The organism is Altererythrobacter lutimaris, from assembly GCF_013371495.1.
GTDB classification, from domain to species: Bacteria; Pseudomonadota; Alphaproteobacteria; order Sphingomonadales; family Sphingomonadaceae; genus Erythrobacter; species Erythrobacter lutimaris_A.
Genome location: NZ_JABWTA010000001.1, coordinates 1,193,183 through 1,219,517 on the forward strand (window position 1 = coordinate 1,193,183; position 26,335 = coordinate 1,219,517).

Here is a 26,335-nt window from a genome sequence, read left to right on the forward strand (position 1 = left end):
CCATCACGTTGCGGATCTTGGGAAGCCTCATTCGCTCGAATTAGCAAGTCTCACAGTGTCTGCAACTGGGGCGGTAGCAGACGTTCCGTGCCCCCCCTTAAATCTCAACCTGACTGCCCAGCTCCACAACTCGGTTTGTCGGCAGACGGAAGAACTCCATCGCGGTCGCTGAGTTTCGCAGCATCCAAGCGAAGATCTTCTCGCGCCAGATCGGCATGCCGGGCTTGTCGGACGGCAGCAGCGTCTGACGGCTCAAGAAGAAGCTTGTCTGCATCATGTCAAACTCGCCGCCGCATTGCTTCAGCTGTTTGAGCCCTTCAGGCACATTGGTCTTTTCCATGAAGCCGTAATGCAGCACCGCGCGATAGAACCCGTCGCCAAGGTCGTGATATTCGCATCGCTCAGACGGATCGACATAGGGCACTTCCTCGATCTGCACCGTCAGGATCACGACGCGTTCATGCAGCACCTTGTTGTGCTTGATATTGTGCAACAGCGCCGCCGGAACACCCGCCGTCGCGGACGCCATGAAGATCGCTGTGCCGGGCACGCGAATGGCGGAGTTCTTGGCTGATTTCGCGAAGATTTCCATCGGCAGCGCCACTTCGCTCATCCGCTCGCGCATCAGCTTTCGGCCGCGCGCCCAGGTCGTGAGCAGAGTGAAGGCGATGAATCCGACCATGAGCGGGAACCAGCCGCCATCCGGCACCTTGGTGAGGTTCGCTGCGAAATATGCTCCGTCGACGATCAGGAAGACGAGGACTACGGGCGCGGCGTACCACCACTTCCATTTCCACACGCCGACGAACAATACGGCCATCAGCAGAGTGTCGATCGTGACCGCGCCGGTAACCGCGATCCCGTAAGCACTCGCCAAGGCAGACGAGCTCTGGAACGTCAGCACCAGCAGGATCACCGCGATCATCAGCGACCAGTTGATGAAGGGGATGTAGATCTGGCCTTCTTCGGTCTCGCTCGTGTGCAGGATGGAAAGGCGCGGCATGAAGCCCATCTGGATCGCCTGATGCGTGATCGAGAACGCGCCGGAGATCACCGCCTGGCTTGCGATGAAAGTCGCAACCGTGGCGAGGATCACCAGCGGCAAGCGCCATTCCTCGCTTGCGAGCAAGAAGAAGGGGTTCTGGACGACGACTGCGGCTTCTTCCGGTGGGAGGCCTGCGATCATCGCGCCTTGTCCAAAGTAATTGAGCAGAAGGCACGGCATGACGAAGCCGAACCAGGAGAGGCGCATGGGTCCGCGTCCGAAATGCCCCATGTCCGAATAAAGCGCCTCTGAACCTGTCACAGCGAGCACCACAGCGCCCAGTGCAAGGAAGGCAACAAAGCCGTCCGTGACAAAGAACATGACGGCGTAATAGGGGTTGAGCGCCCACAAGATGTCGGGGTTCTGGATGATCTGCCATCCGCCCATGCCCGCAAGCACAGTGAACCATACGATCATCACCGGAGCGAATAACGCGCCGACCTTCGCTGTTCCGCGCCTTTGGAGCAGGAACAGGAACACAAGCAGGCCGAGTGCAACGGGAATAACGTAACGCTCGAAACCCGGATTGACGACAGTGAGGCCTTCAACCGCGGACAGAACCGAAATTGCGGGCGTAATCATGCTGTCGCCGTAAAACAGGCTCGTCGCAAACACGCCCAAGAGCACGATCAGCCAGCCATAGGCGGACTTGCCCATATGGCGCGAAAGCAAAGCGACGAGAGCCAAGCTACCGCCCTGCCCCTTATTGTCTGCGCGCATGAGGATGGTGACATATTGGATCGCCACGACGAGCAGCATTGACCAGAAGATCAGGCTGACAACGCCCAGCACATGCATGCGGTCAATCGCGATGTTGGCTGCACCCGCAAATGTCTCACGGAAAGCATAGAGCGGGCTTGTCCCGATATCGCCGAACACGATCCCGATCGCGCCGACGGCAAGCGCGGCCTTGGACGCACCCTGCCCGTGGCTTTGGCCGGACTTGCCATCCTCAAGGTTTGGCGTTGGAGGCGTGGTATCTGCGCTCATAGCCGACAAGGATTTCCCTACCCGCGCCTCGGACAATGAGGCTTGATCCCTTTACACGCGCGTTCCCTTTTCACGGGGTTGCGCGCAAGGCGGCGGCGCTTAGCACTCTGTCTTAGCCCCCGCAACACCGCCCCATGGGGCGTCCCGGCACTAGCCGCCTTCGTTGTGCTGTTCCTGCATCTGGCGCATCATCTCGATCATCTGGTCAACCTGCGCGATACGGAAAGTGAGATCGCCATGCCAGGGCGCATCTTCCGGTGTCTTTTCAAGGAGATCGACCCACACCTGGCGCGCTTCATTGGGCCTTCCGGAGCGTAGAAATGCGGTCCCCAGGAAGTATCCGGGAGCAGGATGACCCGGTAGATTGGCTTCTGCCCGGCCGAAGGCCTGTACTGCGGGAGGGGTCACTTGTCCGCCTGTGTGCTCCGTCAAAGCGAGCGCCAAGGCGAGCCACCCTTCCCCATGAGTCGGATTTTCGCGCAGGCTACTTTTCAACACGTCCGCTGCATCCTTATAGCGTCCGCGCCTCGCAAAACCGTCCGACACTGTCAGATAGTCTGGCACTACATCAGTGGGCGAGAAAAGTCCGCGCCGCGCGGCCACGAGCGCTTCGCCGGAGACTTCCTGAACCTGTTCTTGCGCTGCTTTGGGTGCGCCCGCATAACCGGGATTGCCTTGGAAAGCGTAGCCCGCAAGGCCCAGCATCAAGGCAGACGCCATCAGCGCCCAGCCGGGCTTCGGGATGCGCAATACAAACGCCGCGAGCAGGAAAGCGACAATCGCAACGGCGAGGATGGGCAGCCAGCTCATGTCGCATCACCTTGCGTTGGTGCATCATCCAGATCGTCACCTCTGCGTGCAAGCCGCCGCCCCAGCACGACCAGCGCGAGCAGGACAAGGAATGCAGGAATGGCAAAGAGCGGCCATGTCGTGGAGCTGACCGCAGGCTTGTAGCTCACATAATCGCCATAGCGTTCCATCAGCCATGCGCGGACCGCTTCCGGGTCTTCGCCTTGCTCGATCTTCACCCGGACCTGATGGCGCATGTCGCCCGCCATAGGCACATCGCTGTCGGCTATCGACTGGCTCTGGCATTTGAGGCAGCGGATCGTCTCCATCAGCGCAACCGCCGCGGCTTCTTTCGCAGGGTCTTCAAGCTGCGTGTACGCATAGGGCGCAGGCGGCAGCGAATCTTGCGCGGCGACAGGCGCTGCGATGAGGGCAAGGGCCGCGAGAAGTAGCGCTCTCATCGGCCCGCCTCCTCAAGCTGGGCTAGCAACTTGGGCACATCGCTTTCGCGAACGTCGCCGATATGCTGGTAGCGGATAACGCCGTCCCCATCGATCACGAATGTTTCCGGCACGCCGGACGAACCGATTTCGATCTGGATCGCGGACAATTCATCCGAACCAATCCGCGTGTAAGGATTGCCGTGATTGCTTAAGAACTCGGCCACATCCTCAGGTTTGTCGCGGATCGCAACACCGATAATCTCGGCGCCCTGTTCCTTTAAGCTCTCAAGATGCGGCGCCTCGGCGATGCATGGCAGACACCAGCTCGCCCAGATATTGAGCAGCTTCGGCTTTCCATCTGCAAAGTCCGCAAAGCCTGCGCCTTCCACCCCGTCCATTGCAGGCGGCAAGTCAAATTCGGGCAGCGGTTTGCCGATCATGGTCGATGGAATGAATTCGTCCTTGGGCTGCGTCAGCTGATAACCAAACAGCCCGAGGAAGAAGGCAAAGATGCCGAGCGGGATCCAGAGCTTCCAATTCATGCCGTAGCTCCGGCAGGCTCGGCCGCAGGCGGACGTTTGGACGCGGCGACATCCGCGCGGCGCGCTTTCCCTTTCCGTGTCGCTGACCGGCGGCGCAAATCACTTCTGAGCCGTCCGATGATCGAAAGCATCCCGCCCAGCGAGATCAGCAGTCCGCCATACCAGATGAAAGTCACGAATGGCTTCCACCACAGATTGAGCTGCCAGCGGCCATCCGGCGTCGGATTGCCTAGCACGGCGTAGAATTGGCCGTCCCAGCGGGTCAGCAGTGCGCTCTCGGTCGTTTCCTGAGCAGGTGCCCAGAAGTGGCGCTCCTGCGGGTTCATGATGTGGATGCGGCCATCGCCGCGTTGCACGGCGAGCCGCGCTTCGATCGCTGTCCAGTTTGGCCCAGCCACCGGATCGACGGTTTCCAGCGTCACATTCCAGTCGCCAACCTGCGTCACTTCGCCCGGCGTGACGGCCACCAAACGCTCTTTAGTGAAAGCGCTTTCGCTCGCCATGCCGAACAGTGCAACTGCCAGACCGAAATGCGCAATGACCATGCCCCACGTCGCTGTCGGCACACGCAGCAAATTGCGACCTCTCAACGGGAGGAAACTTGCCACAGCAAGACCAGCCGCAACGCCAAGCCCCAGCAAAGGCAGGATCGCGACATCGTCAAACAGCAGGATCAAAACGGTTACGCCGACTGTGAGCAAGGCAAGCATAATGACCGGCGCTTTCAGCCGCTCCCAGCTATCGCCGCGCCAGCGCAGCAGAGGCCCGACCATCATCACCAGCATCATCGGGATCGCGAAGACCGCGCTCACCGGATTGAAGTAAGGCGGGCCGACCGACACGCGCACATCGAAGGCTTCCGTCAGCAGCGGATAAAGCGTGCCCAGCAGGACCACGCCCAGGATCGCGGTCAGCATCACATTGTTGAACACCAGCGCGCCTTCGCGGCTGAATGCGGAGAAGCGCTTGCCTTCCGCCACACTGCCTGCGCGCAAAGCGAAGACCAGCAAAGCGCCGCCAATATAAAGCGTCAGCAGGAACAGGATGAAGCTGCCGCGTTCTGGATCCACAGCAAAAGCGTGCACGCTTGTGAGGATGCCGGAGCGCACGAGGAATGTTCCCACCATACTCATGGAAAAGGCGACGACGCCGAGCATGATTGTCCAGGCACGCAAGGCATCACGTGCCGCGAGCACGCTGGCCGAATGCAGCAGAGCGGTCGCCGCAAGCCATGGCATCAGCGAAGCGTTCTCCACAGGGTCCCAGAACCACCAGCCGCCCCAGCCGAGCTCGTAATAAGCCCAGTAAGAACCAGCCGTGATCCCGATAGTGAGGAAGACCCATGCACCCAGAACCCAGGGCCGCATGACCTTCGCGAACTCCGGGGTGACTTGCCGCGTCAACAAGGCGCCGACCGCGAAAGAGAACGCAACCGAAAGACCGACATAGCCCATGTAGAGCGTCGGCGGATGGAAGGCCAAGCCGATGTCCTGCAGCAGCGGGTTCAGCCCCATGCCTTCCGGAACAGGCTGCGGCAAGCGCTCGAAAGGGTTGGAGCTCAACAGCAGGAATGCATAGAAACCCAGCGCCACGAAGCCCTGGCTAGCAAGTGTTGCCTGCATGGTCTTTTCTGGCAAACGCTTCTCAAGCCCTGCGATCATCGCGCCAGCAATTGCCATCACTGTGACCCACAGCAGCATGGAGCCTTCATGGTTGCCCCACGCGCCCGACAGCTTGAAGATCATCGGCTTCATCGAGTGCGAATTGGTCGCGACCAGCTTTACTGAGAGGTCCGAGATAGCAAACAGCCACAGCAGCATCACAAAGGCAAACGCGGCGAGAAAACCTTGCAGCACAGCAGCCGGACGGACCAGTGCAGCTATCCCACTGTCAGGGTCGCGCTGTGCCAGTGCGCCGCCAAGCAGCTGCAGCACGGCAAGCGCAGCCGACAGCCACAGGGCCACAAGGCCAAGCTCCGCAATCATCCGTTGCGTCCGGTCATTTGGTCGCGGCCCTTCATACTAACTCTAGTAACTGCCTTCCGTCGTCTCAGCATAAGCCTGTGCGGCCTGATGCTGGCTCATTTCCTGAAGTTCCTTCGGCACGTAATTCTCGTCATGCTTCGCGAGCAGATTGGTTGCGATGAATGTGCCTTCAGCATCAAGGCTGCCTTCTGCCACTACGCCCGAACCTTCGACGAAAAGGTCAGGCACGATACCGGCGTAACGCACAGGCACCCGCGCCTCTTCCTGATCGGTAACAACAAAAGCGACTGTGATGCCGTCTGCAAGCGTTTCGATTGAACCTTCAGCCACCATGCCGCCGAGCCGCACAGCCTGTCCGACTTCCGGTGGTGCTTCGACCATCTGATCGGGCAAATAAAAGAAGTTCGCCTGACTGCGAAGCGACCATGCGGCGAGCAATCCGGCGCCAATCAGCGCTACCAGCGCCAGCACAACCAGCGTCAGCCGTTGATGTTTCGCTTTCACGAGGGTGATCCTTTGTCTTTACCGCGCTGCTTGACCGCTTCTCGCTTGGTTTCGGCCCGTTTCATGTCGAACCAGCTCCATGCGATCATGGCAAGCGTACCGCCTACACCCACAACGTAGGACGCAATGACGAAGTTCCATTGATTGAGCGCTTCGCGCACGAGATTGGGATCAGGCTCCATCATGCAGCTAACGCCTGTCTCCGCAAACGCGCTTCGACTTGGACCTCTGCGATAAGCGCGCGCATCCGGGCGAGGACCACCGCGCCAAATATGAGCGAAAAGCCGAGAACGGCGATCAGCAACGGAACAAGGAATGCCGGATCAATCGCGCTTTTCCCGACGGTGATGCTGGGTGGCTGGTGGAGCGAATTCCACCATACGACCGAGCGGTTGATGATCGGGATATTGATCGCGCCGACCAGGCCGAAAATGGCAGGGATACGGCTGGAGGTGCCTTCTCGCGCTACGGCCTGCGACAAAGCAATATAGCCTGCATAAAGGAACAGCAGCACAAGCATGCTGGTGAGCCGTCCATCCCACTCCCACCAGGTGCCCCAAGTCGGGCGCCCCCAGATCGAACCTGTCGCCAGGCAAATCGCAGTAAAGACCATGCCGGGCACGGCTGCAGCCCGCGCACCGATCGCTGCAAGCGGATGCCGCCAGACGAGGAAGACAAGGCTGGAGATCGCAATGGCGCTCCAGCCGCCCATGCCTAGCCATGCTGCCGGCACATGGATAAACAGGATGCGAACTGTCTCACCCATCAACCGGTCCGGTGGAACGCTGGTGAGACCCCACACAAGTGCGACTGCGGTCAGGACCAAACCGCTCACAAGGAGCAGCGGTGTCAACCAGCTAGCAAGCGCAAGAAATCGTTTGGGATTGGCAAAACCATGCATTGCGGGCGACCTTAACCGCCTGAAACAGTGATTACACCCTTTTTCGGATGGAAAACACGCGTTTGCTGTGCATTTGGCGCGGGGCTCACCGCCCGATGAGTGATTTGGCCATCCGATCAGCCACTTCATTGGCGGCTTGGCCACTCGCCTGCGACTCTTCCCAGATGGATTCGAGCCGTGCCGGGATCTTGTCGATCCTTGCGTTGATCGCATCATCATCCGCACCGTCGATATGGCGCAGCACATTGATGATACCGCCCGCATTGATGACATAGTCGGGCGCATAGAGAATGCCGCGGTCCTGAAGCAGCTTGCCTTCGCTACCCGTTGCGAGCTGGTTGTTCGCGCCGCCTGCAATGGCTTTCGCTGTGATGGTGTCGATGGATTGCTCGGTCAGGATTGCGCCGAGCGCATTGGGGCTGACGATATCAACATCAGCACTCAGCACGTGATCGGTTAAAACGGCTTCTCCGCCAAGCTCCTCTGCCAACGCTTTCGCGCGCGCGTCATCGATGTCAGCCAGCACAAGCTTCGCACCTGCTTCAGCGCAATACCGAGCTGCGCCGCCCCCGACGCTGCCGACACCTTGAATGGCGATGCGCACGTCTTTCAGACTGTCTGCGCCGAGCGCGCGCTTGGCCGCCGCTTCAATGCCAAGGAACACGCCTCGTGCCGTGTATGGTCCGGGATCGCCGCCCTGCCCCGGAAGACCTGCCACGTGAGATGTATGCTGCGAGAGCGCGACCATGTCCGCTTCGCTCATGCCCACGTCCTGCGCGGTGATATATTTGCCAGCGAGTGCTTCGACGGCCTTGGCAAAAGCGGTGAGCATTTCGGGCGTCTTGGTGCGCGCTTCATCAGCTACGATAACAGCCTTGCCGCCGCCTGCCGGCAGATCAGCCATTGCGTTCTTGTAGCTCATGCCGCGGCTGAGGCGCAGCGCATCGCGGACCGCTGCTTCGCCATCGGCATAGTGCCAAAAGCGCGTGCCGCCCGCTGCCGGCCCCAAATGCGTCGAATGGATCGCAATAATCGCCGTTAGACCGCTGGCATGGTCGCGCACGCAGTGCACCACCTCATGGTCGTCAAAATCGGCTAAAGTCCAAACAGCGCTCATCGCACACCCTTCGCATATCAAAGCGCGGGCGGGCAGTGACCACTTAAGGGGAGAAATGGGGCGATCGAGGGGTCTCGAACCCCCGACCTCCGGTACCACAAACCGGCGCTCTAACCAACTGAGCTACGATCGCCACAAGCCCTTGAGGCACACTGCATTTCCATGCCGCGCAGACGGGGCCATTACGCGCCTTGGCGAGCCGGTCAAGACTGCCTTCAGCGGGGGCGAGCCTGTTGCATAAACACATGGCTTTGGGAAGCGAAAACTGCGCTTGATGCTGCACATTGTAATTTTATTTCGCGGCCGCTTGAAGGCACCGGCTTGGTGCAGCTCAATCGCAGACCAGCGAATCCCTCTCATGGCTTTACTGAATAATTGCAGGCGAGATGCGGAATTTTGATCTACGTCAAGGAATAGCCGTCATCGGCATGTAGTCTGGAGGAATAAACTTCTAGCCTGATTGGAGAAAGTAATGAGTGCATTCAGTTCGATGGAAACCAAGCTACGCACACGCCTCGAGGATTTGCTTGAGCGAGCAGAGGTAATTGAAGACGATCTGCGGAGTCCACTCGATGCAGACTGGAGCGAACAAGCGGTCGATCTGTCGGACGATGAAGCGCTTGAAGGTGTTGACGAAGTGCTGAGGGCGGAAATCCAGCAGATCCGCTTGGCTCTGCTGCGGATTGGCAATGGCACCTACGGTACCTGCGCGGTTTGCGGCAATGAAATCCGCCCAGAACGTTTGGAAGCTCGGCCCATCGCGACACGCTGTATCGATTGCGCTTGAGATCTGCCCGGATAAGAAAAAGGCGGCCCCGTCGGACCGCCCTTCCCTTCGCAGCATTGCTGCCGCTTAGCTTATAAAACGCGCTTACTTCTTAAGCGAAAGACCACCAAAGCGCTTGTTGAACGCAGCTACACGGCCACCTTCCTGAAGCTGCTGCTTACCGCCGGTCCAAGCTGGGTGGCTGGTCGGGTCGATATCGAGCGCAAGCGTCTCGCCTTCGCTGCCCCAGGTGGAGCGCGTCTGAAACTCGGTACCATCGGTCATCTTGACCGTGATCATGTGATACTCTGGGTGCCCTTCGGCTTTCATCTCAAATATCCTTCATAGCTTCGGAACGGTTCCGACCGGTCCAGCTGTTGTTTGGAAAGGCGCGCGGTTAGAGCCTACGCGCACAAATTGCAACCTTATTCGGGTGCGTCGGCGATCATGGCTGTGAACGCCACTTCGCAAGTGACTGTCCCTTCGATACTCGCCTTGCCTGCAAACTTGCAGACACGCGCGCGTTTCTGGACAAATTCAGCATGCAGATCGAGCAGACAGCCCGGCTCAACTGGTGCTCGGAACTTCGCATTCTCGATCGCCATGAAATAAACGAGCTTGCCAGAACCAGCGAGGCCGAGCGATTCGACCGCGAGAACGCCAGCGGCTTGCGCCAAGGCTTCAATCTGAAGCACGCCCGGCATGATCGGCCTACCGGGGAAATGACCTTGGAAGAACTGCTCGTTCATGCTGACCGCTTTGACCGCATGAATGCGCTCATCGATCGTCAGGCTTTTGACCCGGTCAACCAGCAAGAAAGGGTAGCGATGGGGCAAGCGCTCCAACACCTGAGTGACGTCAAAGCCTGTCTCGCTCATCGCTCCCCCCCTATTGCTTCGTTTGGCTTGGCTTAGCGGCCAGATGGAGCAGCTGTATTGCCTTGCTGCTGCTGAGCGGCCTGCTGCTGTGCCTGGATCGCGGCGATTGCGTTAATCGCTTGCGTGATCTGCTGATACATCGCGAGCGAGTTGCGGCGTGGCTGCCAGCCCTGCGGCGGCACGATGCCCACATTGCTCACTTTGCTGTTCAGCGCAGTGGTCACTTGTGCGGTGATGTTGGCTTCCGGCGGCGCATAAATCACAGCCTCTGGCGACAGGATCATCTTGATGTTCTGCTGCGTAACAACCTGCTCGAGCGAAGCGCCATACTGCGCCATGATCTGCTCGACCGCATAAACGCGAGCCGCTTCGACCTGATTGTTTAGCGGAGCCATTTGCTGGTCAATCGCTTGCAAACGGGTTGCTTGGGATGAGTTTTGCGCAGCATTCTGCTCAGCTTCGTCGAGCTGGCCATCGCCATTGGTGTCAAGCTGGCGCAGCAGCGTCTGGCTCTCCGTATTGAGCGCCTGCATCTGGTCGATCTGCGCTTTGTATGTCGTGTTGATCTGCTCGTAAGCGTTCTTCAGCGCTTCCGTGTTGATCACTGCGAGCGGGGCATTGACGGTCGCCATGCGCCCCTCGACCTGAGCGGCTGCCGGCGCTGCTGTCACAGCCATTGCTGCGAGGCTCACGGCTGCGAGAGTTTTCGTTACAAGTTTCATTAGAATTGCGTTCCTACGTTGAATGTAAATGTTTTGGTGTCGTCGCCTTCTGCGCTTTTGAGGACGCGGGCGAAATCGATCCTGAACGGACCAAAGGGTGAGTTCCAGTTGACGCCGATGCCGACCGAAATACGCGGGGAGATCGTATCGCCAAGGAAGACGTCGCGGAAGAAGCTGTTTGGCACGATACGCGGCGTGTTTTCCGTTGTACCGTCAGCTGCGATCGGATTGGTGGTGATAATGAGCTCGTCCATGGTATCCGGATTGTCCGGCGTTGGATCAGGGACGAGCTCGATGAATTCAAGCAGGCCATCTGCGTTGCGGGTCTGGATACCGTTCGGATTGTCTTCGAGAATAGGCGTGGTCACGCCCCAGAGCGCACCGATATCCGCAAAGATAGAGGGGCGAATACCGAGCTCACGCGCGCCGGTACCCAGCGGGATCTCAAGCTCTGCGCGGCCCAAATAGTAATAGCGGCCACCCAACGCGTCGCCAGCAAAACCATTGCTGCGACTTGCTCGGAAATCCTCAAGAGTTTCAAGAATTGGCGGACCGTCCGGATCATCCGGGTTCTGTAGATAGTTAAGGCGAACCACCCGCGGACCAACCCCGCGAATGTCAAACCCGCGGAACTGCGGTTCACCCAGGAAGAAGCGGTCCGTCAGGCGAACATTGTCACGCCCTGGCTCATCGCGATTCTCGAACGATTCAATGATCCCACCTTCAGCCGAAAGCGAGAAGATCCAGCCTGGCAGCACCTGCCAGAACTGAGCGCCTCTGCCGCGCAGACGGGCGTAGCGCACGGAGCCACCAAGACCTGCAAATTCCACTCCCACGGTGACATTGCGGCCGCGTGTTGGACGCAGGCGACTATTGAGGGTGTTGTAAGCAAGGCTAAGGCCAAGGATCGAGCTCGTCCGTGTGCCCACAGCATCGCACAAGAAGCGGCCAGCAGCACAGTCCAGCTCACCATCGAAATCGATGTCCTGGAAGAAGCGACTACCCAGCGAAACATCGTCGACATTAAGCGTGTAGCTTACGATGCCTGAAAGATACTCGGTCAGCGGCACACCGGCACGTACTGAGAAGCCGGTTGTAGCCTGCTCGAATGAACCGGAGCGGTCCTGCGTGAAACGGTTGAAGTTGTTGAAATCGCGGCGATAGATATCTGCACCGAGCGAGATATTGCGATCGAACACATAGGGTTCGGTAAAGCTTATCTGCGCAGAACGAGAGAAGCGCGAGTAGTTGACGCTCGCTCCAATTGTCTGACCGCGGCCGCGGAAATTGCGCTGACGAATGGACGCGGCAAGAATGAAGCTTTCAATCGAGCTGAAACCTGCTGAAAGCTGCAATTCGCCAGTCGGACGCTCTTCCACGTTCGCTTCGAGAATAATCCGGTCCTGCTGCGTGCCTTCGACCTGATTAACTTCGAAGTTTTCCTGGAAATAGCCAAGCGAGTTAATACGCGCGGTTGAGCGCTGAACCTGCAGCGAGTTAAACGCATCGCCTTCACCGATACGGAATTCGCGGCGAATGACCTTGTCCTGCGTCAGCGTATTGCCGTTCACATCGACGCGCTCGACGTACACACGTGGGGCCTGACGCAGCACGTATGTGACATTCATCGTCAGATCGTCTTTGTTGCGGTCAAACTGTGGGTCAACATTCGCGAACGCATAGCCAAACGTCCCGGCAAGCTCGGTAAGCTGCTCGACTGTGTCTTCAACCGCTTTCGCATTGTACCAGTCGCCAGTTTTCATCGGCAGGTTGGCACTCATCCGGTCGCTGTCAAAATCGCGGATCTGGCTTTCAACTTCAACGTCGCCGAATTTGTAGCGCTCCCCTTCCTCCACCACGTAAGTGATGATGAAATCACGCTTGTCAGGGGTCAGCTCGGCAACGGCAGAGACCACGCGGAAATCGGCATAGCCTTCAGAAAGGTAGAACAGACGCAGCTTTTGCTGGTCGAATGCAAGCCGGTCAGGGTCATAGCTGGTGTTGGAGCTGAAGAAGCGCGTGAAGCGTGCTTGCTTCGTTACCATCTCGCTACGCAGATCACCATCGGAGAATTTCTCGTTACCGATGATGTTGATCTGACGAACCTTGGACTTGGGCCCTTCCGTTATCTCGAACACGATATCGACGCGGTTCTGCGCGAGCTCGACCATTTTCGGCTCGACAGTCGCGGCAAAGCGGCCCTGCCGCTTGTACAGCTCGATAATGCGTGCAACGTCTGCGCGGACCTTCGAGCGAGTGAAGATCTGGCGCGGCGACAGTTTGATTTCCGGCAGGATCTTGTCGTTCTTGATCCGGCTGTTTCCTTCCAGGACGATCCGGTTGATTACCGGGTTTTCCTGAACAGTGATGACAACATTGCCGCCATCATTGCGGATCGAGAAGTTCGAGAACAGCTCAGTCGCACCCAGATCCTTGAGTGCCTCGTCAGCTGCAACCGATGTATATTCCTGGCCGGGACGCAGCTTGATGTAGCTGAGGATCGTTTGCGCTTCCAAACGTTCAGCGCCTGCAACCGAAATCGTACGAATGATGTTCGTTTGTGGCTGCGGCGCTGGCTCAGGCGCTGCCGCCCGTTCCTCTTCGGATGCCTGCTGCGCGAACGCGGCTGTCGGAACACCTGCAAGCATGGTTCCACATAGCAACGCAATGGCAAGCTTGCCGGCGGGCTGATTGGGCACGAAGCCCGCCTTCGATCCTGTGTTCATGGACACTCTATTTCCCGTCACAACTCTTAACTCACTCGCGCTGCACTGTGCGAGCATCGAACCCCGTTAACGCAGCGCATATATCTACGCCGCCTCTGCCCCAAGCGCCGTGCGCAATCAAGCGGGGTGAGCCGCCAATCACCGCATGACCGGGTCCTTTCCCCCGCTAACTCCCGAATATCGGCAGCGAGACGAGGTCATTCACCGTCACAACGACCATCAACACCAGCACCATGCTGATGCCGACCCGGTACGCCCATTCCTGGCCGCGCGGCCCAACCGGCTTCCGGCGAACTGCTTCCGCCGCGTAAAATGCCAGGTGACCACCGTCGAGCGCGGGGATTGGCAGCAGGTTAATGAATGCCAAATTAAGCGAGATCAGCGCCGCGAAGCTCACGAAGGAAAGCAGCCCCAAGCTGAGTTGCTCGCCAGAATACTTCGCGATCTTGATCGGCCCGCCCAACTCCTTGATCGAGCGATCGCCTAGGACGATTTGCTTGATTCCGGTGACCATCATCTCGACAAGCCCCCAGCTTTGCGCGCCCGCTAGCGTGACCGCTTCGACTGGGCCGACTGGTGTGACCTTTGGTTCGCCAGAGTAGATTCCGATCCGCCCGATGCGAGATTCATTGCCGAACTGATCTGTCTCGACCACTTCGCCAATCGTCAGCGGAATGACCTCGGTGTTACCGTCACGCTCGATCGTCACACTGATCTGCTCGCCCGGAAACATAAGGACGCGGCTGCCAATGTCCTGAAAATTCTCAACCGCTTCGCCGTCGATCGCGATGATCTCGTCGCCGACTTCAAGGCCTGCCATCTGAGCAGGCGAATCTTCGGAAAAACGCGCGATCGAATTGTCCGCTTCGACTTTGCCGTACGTGAGATTGAAGGTTGCGAAAATCACGAGCGTAATCAGGATGTTCATCGCTGGACCTGCGAAAACGATCAAAGCGCGTTTCCACAAAGCCGCGGCCTGAAAAGTGCCCGGTTCAGCGGCTTTCTCTGCGTCAGGCATGCTCGCCGCATTCATATCACCGCGGAACTGGACATAACCGCCCAGCGGAATGGCCGAGAGCTTCCAGCGTGTCCCGCGCTTGTCGGTCCAGCCTGCGATTTCCTTGCCGAAACCGATGGAGAAAGCATCAGCGCCTACGCCAAACCAGCGCCCGACAAGATAGTGACCAAGCTCGTGCAGCGTGACCAAAGGTCCCAGCACAGCCAGGAATCCAATGATCCACATCCATACAGGCGGCGATTCAAACATGTTCTTTTATGCGTCTTCCATCAGGCTTTGTGCGACCCTGCGCGCTTCCGCATCCACTGCCAGGACATCGTCCAGACCGTTCGCTGCGTCAGGCGTATAGTGGGAAAGTGTGTCTTCCACCATTGCCGCAATGGTTGTGAACCTGATCTGACCGTCGAGAAATGCGGCTACCGCCACTTCATTGGCTGCATTGAGCACCGCAGGCGTCATGCCGCCCGCTTCACAGGCTTGCCGCGCCAGCCGGGTCGAGGGAAAACGCACTTCGTCCGGTTCAAGGAATGTCAGCTCGCCAATCTTCGCCAGATCGAGCGGCTCGAGCGGCGTATCCATGCGGTCTGGCCATGCGAGGCAGCTCGCAATCGGCACGCGCATATCCGACGGCCCGAGCTGGGCGAGCGTTGACCGGTCGCGGAACTCGACCATCGAGTGGATCACGCTTTGCGGGTGCACCACGATCCCGATCTTGTCGAGGCCAACCGGAAACAAGTGAAATGCCTCGATCAGTTCCAGCCCCTTGTTGAACATGGTCGCGCTGTCGACGCTGATCTTCGCGCCCATTTCCCAATTGGGATGCGCGATAGCCTCGGCAGGCGTCGCTGCGTCCAATTGTGCCTGAGACCATGTCCGCAAGGGCCCGCCGCTCGCGGTCAGAGTAATCTTGGAGACATCCTCCATCTTCCCGCCCGCAAGACACTGGAAGATCGCATTATGCTCGCTATCGACGGGGAGCAGCGTCGCGCCATGCTGCTTGATCGCGGCGGTCATCACTTCACCGGCGGAGACCAGCGCTTCCTTGTTCGCAAGCGCAATCGTGCCGCCGCGCTCGATGGCCGCCATGACCGGGCCGAGCCCTGCGCAACCAACAATCGCTGCGACGGTCACGTCAACCGGGCGCGCCGCTGCTTCGCAAAGCGCTGCCCTGCCTCCGGCGGCTTCGATATCGGTACCCGCGAGTGCGGTGCGCAAATCGCCAAGGCAGCTTTCATCGCCCACGACCGCAAGCTTTGCGCCGCATTGCCGCGCCATTTCGGCGAGCTTTTCTGCAGAGCAATTGGCGGAGAGAACTTCGACCTGCCATTTGTCCGGCTCGCGATTGATCAGGTCGAGCGTTTGTTCGCCTACGGATCCCGTTGCGCCAAGGATTGAGATCGAGCGGGTCATGCCGGATGCAGCGCCCACAAGAAACCGCTGGCGATCGCGACAGGCAGCAGTCCATCGACGCGATCAAACACGCCGCCATGGCCCGGAATGAGATTGGATGAGTCCTTCACGCCTGCCTTTCGTTTGAGCCAACTCTCAAAGAAATCACCCATTTGCGCAAGAACCGCAAGCATTGCGCCAATCCCGAATGCGATGAAGAGCATTGGTCGCAAAGTGATCTCCCCGGTGTTCCAGGCAAACAGCCCGCCCGAGACGAGCCCGGCGGCGATCATTCCCCCGATTAGCCCCGCCCAGGTTTTCGAAGGACTGATCGAAGGAGCAATCTTCGGCCCGCCAATAGTACGCCCGCTGAAATACGCCCCTACATCGGTGGCAATCACGACACCGAGCACGCCAACAACAACCGCTTCGGGCAAGCTCACAAGGGAATAGGCCGCCGTCGCAACATAAGCGCCAGCGGCAAGAAGAGCAGCAACGCGCGCCATTCCGGTCGGAGTGATCGCCGTTACCAGCCTTGCGAACTCCAGCAAGCACAGCACGGCCACGATCATGATAAACAGGTCGAACGCAGCGCCACCCAACCAGAAAGCACCACCGGCAACGACAAGCATCACCACCGCCGAAGCAAACCGCACCGGCAGGTCGGATTTCTTCTTCTTAGGAGCCTCAGCGTCCGCCAAAACGGCGCTCCCGTCCATCGAAATTCGCCAGAGCCTGTTTCAGCATCTCCGGCGTAAAGTCCGGCCAGAGCGTGTCGACAAACAGCATTTCCGCATAGGCGCTCTGCCACAGCAGGAAGTTCGACAGCCGCACTTCGCCGCTGGTGCGGATCAGCAGATCGAGCGGCGGCAAATCATTGGTGTCGAGATGCGCGGCAATGGTCTTTTCCGTCACTTCGCCAATCGCTGCGGCCTTGGCAGCGGCGCGCGCAATCTCTTGCTGCGAGCCGTAATTAAGCGCGACCGCCAGAATACGCGAGCCCTTGCTGGTCTGCTCCAGCGCATCTTCCAGCATCGCAACGATATCAGGCGCGAGCGACTGCCAGTCGCCGATAATCTTCAGCCGCACATCATTCGCGACAAATTCCGGCAAGTCCGATTTGATGAACTTGCGCATCAGATTCATGAGGTCATCGACCTCTTCCTCGTCACGCTTCCAGTTTTCCGAAGAAAAAGCGTAAAGCGTCAGGCACTCGATCTGCGTATCGCCCAGCCCGCGTACGAGGTTGCGCACGGCCTCCACACCGCGCTGATGGCCGACCGCGCGCGGCAGAGCGCGGCGCTTGGCCCAACGCCCATTGCCATCCATGATGATGGCTACATGCCGTGCGTGTTTGGGCGTGTCGCCCATCAGACCCCTCCAGCAATCCCCCGAAACCGCAAACGCTTACTGCGTCAGGATTTCCTGAATCTTCTTTTCTACGGCCGCATCGGTGTCAGCGACATGGCTGTCGGTAAGCTTCTGGACTTCATCTTCCAGCCGCTTGCGTTCGTCCTCGGAAATGTCCTTGGCTTTCTCGTCAGCCTTCAATGACTCGTTCGCATCGCGGCGGACATTACGGATCGCGATCTTTGCCTTCTCGCCATATTCGCCAGCGAGCTTGGCGAGCTCCTTGCGGCGTTCCTCGTTGAGGTCCGGCATGGGCAGACGCACGGTCTGGCCATCGGTCATCGGATTGAGGCCGAGATTGGCCTTGGTGATGCCTTTCTCAACAGCTGCAACGTTGGCCTTGTCCCACACCTGCACGCTCAGCATGCGCGGCTCCGGTGCAGAGACAGTCGCCACCTGGCTTAGCGGCATCATCGCGCCGTAGACCTCGCATACAACCGGATCGAGCAGACTGGTGTTGGCACGGCCTGTGCGCAAGCCCCCCAGATCGCCTTTCAATGATTCCACCGCGCCGCCCATCCGGCGCTCGATATCAGCCTTGTCATATTGCGGCATGGCTCAAGCTTCCTCTTGTACGATTGTTTGTACACCCTCGCCGCTAAGGACGCGGGCGACATTGCCTTTTTCACGAATGGAGAAGACCACTATCGGAATGTCATTCTCGCGGCAAAGGGCGACTGCTGCTGCATCCATTACTTTGAGATTGTCTGACAAGACGCGGTCATAACTGATTGTATCGAAACGCGTTGCATCGGGATTGGTCTTGGGATCGGCATTGTAGACCCCGTCGACGCTTGTGCCTTTGAGCAATGCGTCGCAGCTCATTTCCGCTGCGCGCAACGCAGCGCCAGTGTCGGTCGTAAAGAACGGATTGCCGGTGCCCGCTGCAAAAATCACGATCCGGCCCTTTTGCAAGTGCCGCTCTGCACGCCTGCGAATGTAAGGCTCGCACACGGAGGACATCGGAATAGCAGACTGCACGCGGGTCTGGACACCGAGCTGTTCGAGCGCGTTTTGCATCGCAAGTGCGTTCATCACGGTTGCGAGCATGCCCATATAGTCGCCTGTCGTGCGGTCGAGCCCCTTGGCGGCTCCCGCAACACCGCGGAAAATATTGCCGCCGCCAATCACCAGACAAATCTCAAGGCCAGTGTCCTTTGCCGCCTTCACTTCTTCGGCCAGCCGGGCAACATAAGCAGGATCAATCCCGTATTCCTGCTCCCCCATAAGGACTTCGCCTGACAGTTTGAGCAAAACACGCTTGATCTCAGGCATTGGCATAAAGCAGGATTTTCCGTCTATTGAGCGTTACTTCGCGGGAAGCCTTAGCCGCCCTTCCCCCTGCGCGCAAAGGGAAAGGAAGGCTTATCGCCAACAGCAAATATTCTCGTGATGAATGTAAGAACGAACTCCCGGTGCCGCTCCTGCCGGTTAAGGCAGCGCCCTTAGTACAACCCCAGCTACGACCCGGATCGACCATGGACCTCGCATAAAGCGAAAGCGGCTCAAGAGACGCGAGAGTCGCGCACTGTTCAGCACCAAAACGACGATAATTCGCACTCAGTTCCCGAAATTTTTTTCGCTGATTCCGGGAACAAAAAACGCCCCAATCCTGACGGATCGGGGCGCTTTTGTAAGCTGTTGAGCTTAGTAAGTTTTAGCCAGCGACGGCTGCTGCGACCTCTGCTGCAAAGTCGCTTTCTTCCTTCTCGATGCCTTCACCGAGCTGGAAGCGGACATAGTCGACGAGCTTGATTGAGCCGCCATTGTCCTTGCCGGTCTTGGCAACCACGTCTTCAACCGAAGACTTGTTGTCCATGACGAACATCTGGCTGAGAAGTGCGTTCTCTTTCGCGAACTTCTTGATCGCGCCTTCGACCATCTTTTCCTGCACGTTCTCAGGCTTGCCGCTTTCAGCCGCCTTTTCAGCAGCAATCGCGCGCTCACGCTCGATCACTTCAGGGTCGAGGCCTTCCGCGTTCAATGCCTGCGGGAACATCGAAGCGATGTGCATCGCAAGCTGCTTGCCGAACGGTTCAAGCACGTCAGCACCAAGGTCGCTTTCCAAAGCAACCAGAACGCCGATCTTGCCGAGACCTTCAGCCGCTGCGTTGTGAACGTAAGAAACGACAGAACCTTGCGAAACTGCAACGCTCTTGATGCGGCGAACCTGCTGGTTCTCGCCGATGGTCGCGATGTTGTCAGTCAGCTTGTCAGCGACAGTGCCGCCGTCTGGATAGCCAGCAGCCTTGAGCGCTTCGACATCGTCGCCGTCTACGCCGAGAGCGACTTGTGTCGTCTTGCGCACGAAATCCTGGAACTGGTCGTTTTTCGCAACGAAGTCTGTTTCGGAGTTTACTTCAACAGCAACGCCCTTTGTGCCTTCGACAGCAACGCCGACGAGACCTTCCGCAGCGGTACGGCTGGACTTCTTCTGAGCGGTCGCGAGACCCTTTGCGCGCAGTGCGTCAACAGCAGCTTCGATGTCGCCACCGGCTTCGGTCAGCGCTTTCTTTGCATCCATCATGCCTGCGCCAGTTTTTTCGCGCAGAGCCTTCACATCGGCGACTGAGAAATCGGCCATGAGAAATTCCTTCTTGAAATCATCTGTGCTGCAGCAAGCCCGTAAAAGGGGCCTGCTTGCAGCATTGTCTGAGTATGTGACGCGGCTAAGACAGCCGCATCAACACGGGGTGACTTAAGCGGTTGCTTCCGCTTCAGCAGGAGGAGTGTCCATCGCACCAACGTCTGCGCCGCTGTCTGCAACAGCACCGCCACGACCGGCGATCGCTGCGCCAGCTACGGCTTCGCAGTACATGCGAACCGCGCGGCTCGCATCGTCATTGCCTGGAACAGGGAAAGCGATGCCCGTTGGATCAACATTGGTGTCGAGAACCGCGATCACAGGAATGCCGAGAACAGCCGCTTCCTTGATGGCGAGGTCTTCCTTGTTGGCATCGATCACGAACATCACGTCCGGAATGCCGCCCATGTCGCGGATACCGCCGAGCGAAAGTTCCAGCTTCTCACGCTTACGAGTGAGCTGCAGGACCTCTTTCTTAGTGAAGCCGCTCGTGTCGCCAGAAAGCTGCTCTTCCAAAGTCTTGAGAAGCTTGATCGACTGCGAGATCGTCTTCCAGTTGGTGAGCATGCCGCCGAGCCAGCGGTGGTTGACGAAGTGCTGACCGCTTGAACGAGCTGCTTCTGCGATCGGCTCTTGCGCCTGACGCTTCGTACCAACGAACAGAACCTTGCCGCCTGCGCGGGTTGTGGACTCAACGAAGTCAAGCGCACGCGCGAAAAGCGGAACGGTCTGCGAAAGATCGATGATATGAACACCGTTGCGAGCGCCGAAGATGTACGGCTTCATTCGCGGGTTCCAGCGGTGGGTCTGGTGGCCGAAATGTGCGCCGGCCTCAATCAATTGCTGCATCGTGACGGTAGGAGCCGCCATAACAAAATTCCTTTCCGGTTATGCCTCTGAAGAGCTGGAACCTGTGATGCGGAGCTCCCGCGTCAGGCACCGGTATGTGTGCTCTCCATGTGGATTTACTGAGCCCAGGTGGCTCGGGTGAGCCGCCTTTATAGGTTCAATGAGCGCGCCACTAGCTTGTGTTTGAGGATAAATCCAGCCCTAATCCGTTAAAATCGCGCCTCTCAGGGTCCTACTTCGCGAAGGATTAGTCGCACGGACGATTCCACTCATCGCGATTCCCGCTTGACAGGTGAGAACAAATAGGGAACATACGACTCAGGCAGGGATCAAAATCACTGTGTAAGTGTTTTCACTATGTTCTCCTCTCGCTGTCAAGCGAAAGGTATCGAACCCAAGAGACGTAAGGATTAGACGATGTTCGCATATGCTGTGGCCGCACTGTTCGCTCTTACCGCCCTGCTGGTCGCACTGTCGCTGACCGACAGTGCGATGCGTGCACGCCGTGCGTTTCGTCGTCTGGCCTTAGAGCGCCGCAATATGGATGCGTTTGCATCAGATGTCGTCGTGACTGTCGTGCGACCTGGTACTGAAGCTGCCACGAACGTTGTGAAGCTGCCTTCACGCAAGCCTGCGGATGCTATCCGCGCGCTGCGTCCTCTCGCCGCTGCCGCTTGACCTTGCCATAGCGCGCAAGCGCATAGGGCATGAGCGCCAGGTAGACGACGCAAATTCCGACCAGCGTCCACCAGGGCTCCAGCAAAAGCGCTGCAAACATCAGCCCGCCAAACGCGATCAGCTCTAAGCGCACAGAACGGCGAGGACGGATCGAGCCCCAACTCAGCGTCGCCATGTTGGAAATCATCAGAAAAGCGATCACAGTAAGCCAGATCGCCACGTAGATCGGCTCTCGGAAGACCTCGAGATCAGTGGTCTTCCAGAGATAGAACGGCAGGAATGCCAGCCCTGCCCCAACAGGTGCGGGAACGCCGGTCAAAAATCCGGCAGACTTGTGCGGTTGCTCATCCGTGTCGATCTGAGCATTGAAGCGCGCGAGGCGCAAAGCGCAGCAAATCGCAAAGGCAAGCGATGCAAACCAGCCAATGCGCGGCAAGTCCTGCAAGCTCCACATATAAAGGATGAGCGCAGGCGCCATACCGAAACTCAGGGAATCAGCGAGACTGTCCATCTCAGCACCAAAGCGCGATTGCGCATTCAAGAGCCGCGCGATCCGGCCATCCACTCCATCGAGGATACCCGCCAGGATCACTGCCATGATCGCGAAGTTCCACTCGCCGGCAATCGCAAAACGAATGCCTGTAAGCCCGGAACACAGAGCTGCGGCCGTCACGATATTAGGGAGCATCACCCGCAGCGAGAGCCCTCGCCTGCGCGGCCCCTTGCCGGTCAGATCATCTTCCGCAGCCTTAGGCCCGAGCCGAGGCTGATCGTCAGGCCCGCCGGTTGAAGTCACAAGTGCGACCTCACTGAGCCTTGCCTTCCAGCAGCTTGGTCTCGCCGAGCTCTGCAAGGATCGTTTCTCCTGCGACAACCTTCTGACCCAGCAGGACGCGCGGCTGCGTTCCAGCAGGCAGATAGACATCAACCCGGCTACCGAAACGGATCAGGCCAACCCGCTGGCCGACAGCCATCAAGTCGCCCGGCTTCACAAATGGAATGATCCGCCGCGCGACAAGGCCTGCAATTTGCGTAAAGCCAATCGCCAGACCATCGCCGCGCTCGATAAGGATATGCTGCCGCTCGTTCTCTTCGGACGCTTTGTCCACATCCGCATTCATGAACTTGCCGGGTATGTAGACTACGCGGCGCACTGTGCCGCTGATCGGCGCGCGATTGATGTGCACATCGAACACGCTCATGAAAATCGAGACTCGGGTCACTGGCCCGGACGGCAAACCTTTCGTGCCTGATCCATCGTCAATCTTAAGCTCGTCAGGTGGCTCGACCTGCGCAATCAGCGAGATGAGCCCATCCGCAGGTGTGACTATGGCGTTCTCGTCCTGCGGGACTACACGCTCTGGATCGCGGAAAAAAGCGAACACACCGCCGGACAGTGCGAGAAGCGGCCAGCCGACAATCTCCCAGTCCAGCAGCAAAAGGAATACCAAGCTGATCGCAATCGCGATCACGCCAAACTTGCGCCCTTCAGGGTGGATGGGCGGCCAGCTCCAGCCGACTTCACCGCGCCCCTGATTATCGAGTATTTCACCTGCCATGAGTGCCAACTAGTGTCTTTGCATGTGAGTAACAAGCCGTCGCGTCCTAAGTGCTTGTTTCCATGATCAGGCAAGTCGCACGGTAGGTTTTCATTAATCAAACTTGTTTATCCGCGATGCCAATGGGGAATTCGACTCAAACATCGGTTTTGACTGCGGAAGCGAACGCACAGCGCATGCCGGGCATGCTGCTGCGCGATGCGCCCGTATATGCTGTCTCGATTGCGCTGTTTGTGTTCTGTCTTGGCCTGTTCGCAAGCTATGGCATCGGGATCGGCCCTGATCTGATCATCGCCAATAGCCGTCTCTATATGCTGTCGGCTTTTGCTTTGCTGGTTATCGATGCTGCTCTCTTGCTGTTCCGCAATCGTCCGGATGGCCCGACCAAGTTCCTGGTTGAGACTTACCGTCAGCGCCTTAGCAATCTGCGCTTTCTGATCAGCGTTCCCGCATTCGCGATTGTGATCATCTTCATGCCGTTTTTCTCGAAACTGAAATCGATGATCCCGCTTTTCAACGATTTCACTTGGGACCCGGCGTTTGTCGCTTGGGATCGCGCGATCTTCTTCGGTTATGACGCGTGGGAGCTGTTGCAGCCGATCTTCGGCTATCCACTCATCACCGCCGGCATGGCGGTGCTCTACCATGCTTGGACGCTGCTGATTTACGCAGGCACGCTGTTCTTCCTGTTCTACAGCGCCGGTCAGTCAATTCGCCGCGAATACCTAGTCGGCTTCTTCCTGATCTGGACGATTATTGGTGGCGCGATGGCAACCATGCTCGCGTCAGTCGGACCATGCTTTGTCGGGCCGATCCTTGGCGATCCGACTTTCGATGCGCAGATGGCCTATTTGAACGAGGCTAACGAGCAAGTGCCTATCCTGACGCTCCACGTGCAGGAAATTCTGCTGGGCTGGTACAATGCCGGTGAGCGTGGGCTTGGAAGCGGCATCACTGCAATGCCAAGCATGCATGTGTCGATGGCTATGCTGTTCTGGCTCGCGATCCGCCGCGTCTCGCGCTTCGCCGGACACTTCTTCTTCGCTTTCCTGATCATCATCTGGATTGGCTCAGTGCATCTGGCCTATCACTATGCGGTCGATGGCCTTGTCTCGATCATCGCAACCGCATTCGTCTGGAAGCTGTCCATCGCAATCGTGGCCGCATGGGATGCTTTTATAGCCGGCCGCGATCAGGCAACTTTGCGTACGAACACTGTTCCGGCCGAGTAACCCGCACCAAAACTGCAGATCAGACCGGTATCGCCTCTGGCGAGGTCTTCGCTATGCTTGTGAAACGCGATAATCGAGCCTGCGCTTGAGGTGTTGCCATACGTGTCGAGCACGGTCGGGCTTTCATCCTCATTCGCTTCATGGCCCAGCACGCGCTGCGCAATGAGACGGTTCATGCCTGCATTGGCTTGATGCAGCCATAGCCGCCGCAAGCTTTGCGGATCAATCTTGAGCCGGTCAGCCTCGTCGATGATCATCTGCGCGACCATCGGCACGACTTCCTTGAAGACCTTGCGCCCTTCCTGGACGAAGAGCTTGTCCGCGCCGCCTGCGTTTTCCGGCGCAGCGCGGTTCAAGAAACCGAAATTGTTGCGGATGTTGTTGGAGAAGACTGTCTTCAGCTTCGTGCCGAGAATGTCCCAATGCTGTGCCGGAGCATTGTCGCGCGATTCGACCAGCACAGCGGTGGCTACATCACCAAAGATGAAGTGGCTGTCGCGGTCGCGCCAATTGAGATGGCCGCTTGTAATCTCAGGGCTGACCACCAGCACACTCGTCGCATTGCCCGCACGGATATAGTCGGCGGCCGTCTGGATACCGAAAGTCGCCGACGAGCATGCGACGTTCATATCGAAGCCGAAGCCATCAATGCCGAGCGCGTTCTGGATCTCGACTGCCATTGCGGGATAGGGCCGCTCCATATTTGAAGCAGCGCACAGGACCGCATCCACGTCCTTCGGATCGCGCCCGGCCCGCTCAAGCGCCTGATTGCACGCCTTCACGCCGATCTCTGCCATCATGGAAAGCTCGTCATTGCCGCGCTCTTCCCAGCGCGGCGCCATGATATCGGGATCAAGCACTGGCTGCTTTGCCATCACATGGCGTGCCTTGATACCGCTCGCTTTCTCGATGAACTCGACTGAGCTGTGATGGAGTGGGTCCATCTCGCCGGCGGCAATGGCGTCTGCATTGGCAGCGTTATGCTTGTCGACGAATGCATTGAAGCTCGCGACCAGCTCTTCGTTCGTAATGCTCTCTTCCGGCGTGAACAGGCCGGTAGAACTGATAACAGGATGTGTGCTGTCTGACATGGCATTCGCGGTAGTCTCTGCCGCGCTTTCGGGCAAGCATTGGAGATGGCTTGTTGACAGCATGGGCACGCTTCGCCAAAGGGGCGCGTCTCGGCAATGCGATGTCTTTGAACATCGCATATTGAGCCGCGGTTTTGCCGCGGCATCGATCCGGTAAGTGGACAGGTGGCCGAGTGGTTAAAGGCAGCAGACTGTAAATCTGCCCGCGCAAGCGTACGCTGGTTCGAATCCAGCCCTGTCCACCATACCGAACTCCTCTTCTCGCACTGCCCCCTTCCCCTTGGCCGCGCGCGCTGGCATGGCGCCTGTCACTATGTCGAAGAACAAGAAGAAAGCGCTGCGCGGCCGGGCTGGCCGGATGAAAGGCGGACGTGGGTCTGGCCGGGCGACCGCCGGTAATGTCCGGCTATGGGGCCGCCACGCAGTCGAAGCTGCGCTAAAGAACCCCGCGCGCGAGCACCGCAAGCTGTGGGCAACCCGCGACGGGATCGATTCGCTCGATGGCGAGCTGCCGCCTGATTTTCCGATCGAATATGCCGATGTAACGGACCTGGCGCGGCTCGTCGCCAAAGATGCCCCGCACCAGGGGCTAGTGCTCGAATGCCTGCCGCTTGAAAACCGTTTCCTCGATGAGTTTACGCCAGCCGATCCAGCCCGCTCGATAGTCGTACTCGATCAAGTCACCGATCCGCATAATGTCGGTGCGATCCTGCGCTCTGCGGCCGCTTTCGGAGCCGCTGCGATTGTTACGCAAGACCGACATGCACCACCGGAATCAGGCGTCATCGCGAAATCTGCTTCCGGCGCTCTGGAAGTCGTTCCCTGGGTGCGGGTCGTGAACCTGGCACGCGCGCTCGATGAAATGGCGGATGCGGGATATTGGCGCATTGGTCTCACAGGTCACGCAGAAGAGACACTCGCAAGCGCTCTGCCCAGCGGCCCTGTCGCGCTGGTTCTCGGCGCGGAAGGCGAAGGCATGCGCCATAATATCGAGCAGCATTGCGACGCACTGGCCAAGCTTCCGATCACACGCGACATTGAAAGTCTAAACGTTAGTAATGCAGCAGCAATCGCGCTCTATGCTTGTGCGACACGCGTTTCAGAGGGGTAGAATACC

At 58.5% G+C, this 26,335-nt stretch carries 28 protein-coding genes and 2 tRNA genes; 5 read left to right on the top strand and 25 right to left on the bottom strand.

What is annotated here, in order from left to right; genetic code table 11:
* Nucleotides 1–97: 97 nt before the first annotated feature.
* From HUO12_RS05740 to HUO12_RS05785, 10 genes are all read right to left on the bottom strand, one after another.
* Entirely contained in the window at nt 98–2,035 is a 1,938-nt protein-coding gene (locus HUO12_RS05740) for a potassium transporter Kup (protein ID WP_176272679.1), read from the bottom strand.
* Nucleotides 2,036–2,185: 150 nt separating this feature from the next.
* Complete coding sequence (locus HUO12_RS05745) at nt 2,186–2,845, bottom strand: tetratricopeptide repeat protein (RefSeq protein ID WP_176272680.1); 660 nt, start codon at nt 2,843–2,845, stop codon at nt 2,186–2,188.
* Nucleotides 2,842–3,285, bottom strand: coding sequence for a cytochrome c-type biogenesis protein (locus HUO12_RS05750; protein ID WP_176272681.1), 444 nt, complete (start codon nt 3,283–3,285; stop codon nt 2,842–2,844). The genes HUO12_RS05745 and HUO12_RS05750 overlap by 4 nt, the downstream gene beginning before the upstream one ends.
* Nucleotides 3,282–3,809, bottom strand: coding sequence for a DsbE family thiol:disulfide interchange protein (locus HUO12_RS05755; RefSeq protein WP_176272682.1), 528 nt, complete (start codon nt 3,807–3,809; stop codon nt 3,282–3,284). Before HUO12_RS05755 ends, HUO12_RS05750 begins: the two co-directional genes overlap by 4 nt.
* Entirely contained in the window at nt 3,806–5,794 is a 1,989-nt protein-coding gene (locus HUO12_RS05760; protein ID WP_176272683.1) for a heme lyase CcmF/NrfE family subunit, read from the bottom strand. Before HUO12_RS05760 ends, HUO12_RS05755 begins: the two co-directional genes overlap by 4 nt.
* Nucleotides 5,795–5,836: 42 nt before the next feature.
* Nucleotides 5,837–6,298, bottom strand: a complete 462-nt coding sequence (gene ccmE / locus HUO12_RS05765) for a cytochrome c maturation protein CcmE (RefSeq protein WP_176272684.1) — start codon at nt 6,296–6,298, stop codon at nt 5,837–5,839.
* Nucleotides 6,295–6,483 carry a hypothetical protein gene (locus tag HUO12_RS05770; protein WP_176271649.1) on the bottom strand — a complete coding sequence of 63 codons (189 nt, stop codon included), beginning with the start codon at nt 6,481–6,483 and terminating at the stop codon, nt 6,295–6,297. Before HUO12_RS05770 ends, ccmE begins: the two co-directional genes overlap by 4 nt.
* Nucleotides 6,480–7,199 (bottom strand): heme ABC transporter permease CcmC, encoded by a 720-nt coding sequence (ccmC, locus tag HUO12_RS05775; protein WP_176272685.1) that lies wholly within the window; start codon nt 7,197–7,199, stop codon nt 6,480–6,482. Before ccmC ends, HUO12_RS05770 begins: the two co-directional genes overlap by 4 nt.
* 85 nt (nt 7,200–7,284) lie before the next feature.
* The gene (locus tag HUO12_RS05780) at nt 7,285–8,316 is read right to left on the bottom strand and encodes a Glu/Leu/Phe/Val family dehydrogenase (RefSeq protein WP_176272686.1); all 1,032 of its coding nucleotides are present in this window, start codon (nt 8,314–8,316) and stop codon (nt 7,285–7,287) included.
* A gap of 56 nt (nt 8,317–8,372) precedes the next feature.
* Nucleotides 8,373–8,449 (bottom strand) — tRNA-His (locus tag HUO12_RS05785).
* Nucleotides 8,450–8,788: 339 nt separating this feature from the next.
* On the opposite strand from HUO12_RS05785, the gene HUO12_RS05790 reads away from it, so the two are divergent.
* Nucleotides 8,789–9,103 carry a TraR/DksA family transcriptional regulator gene (locus HUO12_RS05790; RefSeq protein ID WP_176272687.1) on the top strand — a complete coding sequence of 105 codons (315 nt, stop codon included), beginning with the start codon at nt 8,789–8,791 and terminating at the stop codon, nt 9,101–9,103.
* Nucleotides 9,104–9,187: 84 nt separating this feature from the next.
* Here HUO12_RS05790 and rpmE read toward each other — a convergent pair whose 3' ends face one another.
* From rpmE to rpsB, 12 genes are all read right to left on the bottom strand, one after another.
* Complete coding sequence (gene rpmE, locus HUO12_RS05795; protein WP_176272688.1) at nt 9,188–9,412, bottom strand: 50S ribosomal protein L31; 225 nt, start codon at nt 9,410–9,412, stop codon at nt 9,188–9,190.
* A gap of 95 nt (nt 9,413–9,507) precedes the next feature.
* The gene (gene fabZ, locus HUO12_RS05800; RefSeq protein ID WP_176272689.1) at nt 9,508–9,960 is read right to left on the bottom strand and encodes a 3-hydroxyacyl-ACP dehydratase FabZ; all 453 of its coding nucleotides are present in this window, start codon (nt 9,958–9,960) and stop codon (nt 9,508–9,510) included.
* Nucleotides 9,961–9,992: 32 nt separating this feature from the next.
* Nucleotides 9,993–10,682: an OmpH family outer membrane protein gene (locus HUO12_RS05805; protein WP_176272690.1), complete on the bottom strand. Its 690-nt coding sequence runs from the start codon at nt 10,680–10,682 to the stop codon at nt 9,993–9,995.
* Entirely contained in the window at nt 10,682–13,408 is a 2,727-nt protein-coding gene (gene bamA, locus HUO12_RS05810) for an outer membrane protein assembly factor BamA (protein WP_176272691.1), read from the bottom strand. Before bamA ends, HUO12_RS05805 begins: the two co-directional genes overlap by 1 nt.
* A 166-nt stretch (nt 13,409–13,574) precedes the next feature.
* The gene (gene rseP / locus HUO12_RS05815) at nt 13,575–14,651 is read right to left on the bottom strand and encodes an RIP metalloprotease RseP (protein ID WP_176272692.1); all 1,077 of its coding nucleotides are present in this window, start codon (nt 14,649–14,651) and stop codon (nt 13,575–13,577) included.
* Between the two features lie 30 nt (nt 14,652–14,681).
* Nucleotides 14,682–15,836 (bottom strand): 1-deoxy-D-xylulose-5-phosphate reductoisomerase, encoded by a 1,155-nt coding sequence (gene dxr / locus HUO12_RS05820; protein WP_176272693.1) that lies wholly within the window; start codon nt 15,834–15,836, stop codon nt 14,682–14,684.
* On the bottom strand, nt 15,833–16,534 hold the full coding sequence (locus HUO12_RS05825) for a phosphatidate cytidylyltransferase (protein WP_176272694.1): 702 nt from the start codon (nt 16,532–16,534) through the stop codon (nt 15,833–15,835). The genes dxr and HUO12_RS05825 overlap by 4 nt, the downstream gene beginning before the upstream one ends.
* A complete protein-coding gene (gene uppS, locus HUO12_RS05830; RefSeq protein WP_176272695.1) occupies nt 16,503–17,186 on the bottom strand; it encodes a polyprenyl diphosphate synthase in 684 nt (227 codons plus the stop codon). The genes HUO12_RS05825 and uppS overlap by 32 nt, the downstream gene beginning before the upstream one ends.
* Nucleotides 17,187–17,222: 36 nt before the next feature.
* Nucleotides 17,223–17,780: a ribosome recycling factor gene (gene frr / locus HUO12_RS05835; protein ID WP_176272696.1), complete on the bottom strand. Its 558-nt coding sequence runs from the start codon at nt 17,778–17,780 to the stop codon at nt 17,223–17,225.
* A gap of 3 nt (nt 17,781–17,783) precedes the next feature.
* Nucleotides 17,784–18,506, bottom strand: coding sequence for a UMP kinase (gene pyrH, locus HUO12_RS05840; RefSeq protein WP_176272697.1), 723 nt, complete (start codon nt 18,504–18,506; stop codon nt 17,784–17,786).
* A gap of 376 nt (nt 18,507–18,882) precedes the next feature.
* A complete protein-coding gene (gene tsf / locus HUO12_RS05845) occupies nt 18,883–19,809 on the bottom strand; it encodes a translation elongation factor Ts (RefSeq protein ID WP_176272698.1) in 927 nt (308 codons plus the stop codon).
* 114 nt (nt 19,810–19,923) lie between these two features.
* Entirely contained in the window at nt 19,924–20,679 is a 756-nt protein-coding gene (gene rpsB / locus HUO12_RS05850; protein ID WP_176272699.1) for a 30S ribosomal protein S2, read from the bottom strand.
* A 396-nt stretch (nt 20,680–21,075) separates the two neighbouring features.
* Here rpsB and HUO12_RS05855 point away from each other — a divergent pair, with 396 nt between their 5' ends.
* Nucleotides 21,076–21,336, top strand: coding sequence for a hypothetical protein (locus HUO12_RS05855; RefSeq protein ID WP_176272700.1), 261 nt, complete (start codon nt 21,076–21,078; stop codon nt 21,334–21,336).
* Here the strand turns inward: HUO12_RS05855 and pssA are convergent.
* Nucleotides 21,299–22,132 (bottom strand): CDP-diacylglycerol--serine O-phosphatidyltransferase, encoded by an 834-nt coding sequence (gene pssA, locus HUO12_RS05860; RefSeq protein WP_408609445.1) that lies wholly within the window; start codon nt 22,130–22,132, stop codon nt 21,299–21,301. The two genes, HUO12_RS05855 and pssA, sit on opposite strands and share 38 nt — an antisense overlap.
* Nucleotides 22,133–22,142: 10 nt before the next feature.
* Nucleotides 22,143–22,895, bottom strand: a complete 753-nt coding sequence (locus HUO12_RS05865) for a phosphatidylserine decarboxylase (protein WP_176272702.1) — start codon at nt 22,893–22,895, stop codon at nt 22,143–22,145.
* Nucleotides 22,896–23,017: 122 nt separating this feature from the next.
* Here HUO12_RS05865 and HUO12_RS05870 point away from each other — a divergent pair, with 122 nt between their 5' ends.
* Complete coding sequence (locus HUO12_RS05870; protein ID WP_176272703.1) at nt 23,018–24,127, top strand: phosphatase PAP2 family protein; 1,110 nt, start codon at nt 23,018–23,020, stop codon at nt 24,125–24,127.
* Here HUO12_RS05870 and HUO12_RS05875 read toward each other — a convergent pair.
* Entirely contained in the window at nt 24,088–25,218 is a 1,131-nt protein-coding gene (locus tag HUO12_RS05875; RefSeq protein WP_176272704.1) for a beta-ketoacyl-ACP synthase III, read from the bottom strand. The genes HUO12_RS05870 and HUO12_RS05875 overlap by 40 nt on opposite strands.
* Nucleotides 25,219–25,377: 159 nt before the next feature.
* Here HUO12_RS05875 and HUO12_RS05880 point away from each other — a divergent pair.
* A tRNA-Tyr gene (locus HUO12_RS05880) sits at nt 25,378–25,463 on the top strand.
* A 53-nt stretch (nt 25,464–25,516) separates the two neighbouring features.
* Nucleotides 25,517–26,329 carry a 23S rRNA (guanosine(2251)-2'-O)-methyltransferase RlmB gene (rlmB, locus tag HUO12_RS05885; RefSeq protein WP_408609446.1) on the top strand — a complete coding sequence of 271 codons (813 nt, stop codon included), beginning with the start codon at nt 25,517–25,519 and terminating at the stop codon, nt 26,327–26,329.
* The last annotated feature ends 6 nt before the right edge of the window (nt 26,330–26,335 follow it).

Excerpts from the sequence above, each read along its gene's own strand:
- HUO12_RS05755 (WP_176272682.1), bottom strand. The coding sequence starts at position 3,809 with ATGAATTGGAAGCTCTGGATCCCGCTCGGCATCTTTGCCTTCTTCCTC.
- HUO12_RS05790 (WP_176272687.1), top strand. The coding sequence starts at position 8,789 with ATGAGTGCATTCAGTTCGATGGAAACCAAGCTACGCACACGCCTCGAG.
- HUO12_RS05855 (WP_176272700.1), top strand. The coding sequence starts at position 21,076 with ATGTTCGCATATGCTGTGGCCGCACTGTTCGCTCTTACCGCCCTGCTG.
- fabZ (WP_176272689.1), bottom strand. The coding sequence starts at position 9,960 with ATGAGCGAGACAGGCTTTGACGTCACTCAGGTGTTGGAGCGCTTGCCC.
- HUO12_RS05770 (WP_176271649.1), bottom strand. The coding sequence starts at position 6,483 with ATGATGGAGCCTGATCCCAATCTCGTGCGCGAAGCGCTCAATCAATGG.
- HUO12_RS05750 (WP_176272681.1), bottom strand. The coding sequence starts at position 3,285 with ATGAGAGCGCTACTTCTCGCGGCCCTTGCCCTCATCGCAGCGCCTGTC.
- pyrH (WP_176272697.1), bottom strand. The coding sequence starts at position 18,506 with ATGCCAATGCCTGAGATCAAGCGTGTTTTGCTCAAACTGTCAGGCGAA.
- HUO12_RS05760 (WP_176272683.1), bottom strand. The coding sequence starts at position 5,794 with ATGATTGCGGAGCTTGGCCTTGTGGCCCTGTGGCTGTCGGCTGCGCTT.
- rlmB (WP_408609446.1), top strand. The coding sequence starts at position 25,517 with ATGGCGCCTGTCACTATGTCGAAGAACAAGAAGAAAGCGCTGCGCGGC.
- dxr (WP_176272693.1), bottom strand. The coding sequence starts at position 15,836 with ATGACCCGCTCGATCTCAATCCTTGGCGCAACGGGATCCGTAGGCGAA.
- ccmC (WP_176272685.1), bottom strand. The coding sequence starts at position 7,199 with ATGCATGGTTTTGCCAATCCCAAACGATTTCTTGCGCTTGCTAGCTGG.
- uppS (WP_176272695.1), bottom strand. The coding sequence starts at position 17,186 with ATGGGCGACACGCCCAAACACGCACGGCATGTAGCCATCATCATGGAT.
- HUO12_RS05875 (WP_176272704.1), bottom strand. The coding sequence starts at position 25,218 with ATGTCAGACAGCACACATCCTGTTATCAGTTCTACCGGCCTGTTCACG.
- HUO12_RS05745 (WP_176272680.1), bottom strand. The coding sequence starts at position 2,845 with ATGAGCTGGCTGCCCATCCTCGCCGTTGCGATTGTCGCTTTCCTGCTC.
- HUO12_RS05780 (WP_176272686.1), bottom strand. The coding sequence starts at position 8,316 with ATGAGCGCTGTTTGGACTTTAGCCGATTTTGACGACCATGAGGTGGTG.
- HUO12_RS05740 (WP_176272679.1), bottom strand. The coding sequence starts at position 2,035 with ATGAGCGCAGATACCACGCCTCCAACGCCAAACCTTGAGGATGGCAAG.
- HUO12_RS05805 (WP_176272690.1), bottom strand. The coding sequence starts at position 10,682 with ATGAAACTTGTAACGAAAACTCTCGCAGCCGTGAGCCTCGCAGCAATG.
- HUO12_RS05825 (WP_176272694.1), bottom strand. The coding sequence starts at position 16,534 with ATGGACGGGAGCGCCGTTTTGGCGGACGCTGAGGCTCCTAAGAAGAAG.
- HUO12_RS05870 (WP_176272703.1), top strand. The coding sequence starts at position 23,018 with ATGGGGAATTCGACTCAAACATCGGTTTTGACTGCGGAAGCGAACGCA.
- tsf (WP_176272698.1), bottom strand. The coding sequence starts at position 19,809 with ATGGCCGATTTCTCAGTCGCCGATGTGAAGGCTCTGCGCGAAAAAACT.
- rpsB (WP_176272699.1), bottom strand. The coding sequence starts at position 20,679 with ATGGCGGCTCCTACCGTCACGATGCAGCAATTGATTGAGGCCGGCGCA.
- frr (WP_176272696.1), bottom strand. The coding sequence starts at position 17,780 with ATGCCGCAATATGACAAGGCTGATATCGAGCGCCGGATGGGCGGCGCG.
- HUO12_RS05865 (WP_176272702.1), bottom strand. The coding sequence starts at position 22,895 with ATGGCAGGTGAAATACTCGATAATCAGGGGCGCGGTGAAGTCGGCTGG.
- rpmE (WP_176272688.1), bottom strand. The coding sequence starts at position 9,412 with ATGAAAGCCGAAGGGCACCCAGAGTATCACATGATCACGGTCAAGATG.
- bamA (WP_176272691.1), bottom strand. The coding sequence starts at position 13,408 with ATGAACACAGGATCGAAGGCGGGCTTCGTGCCCAATCAGCCCGCCGGC.
- rseP (WP_176272692.1), bottom strand. The coding sequence starts at position 14,651 with ATGTGGATCATTGGATTCCTGGCTGTGCTGGGACCTTTGGTCACGCTG.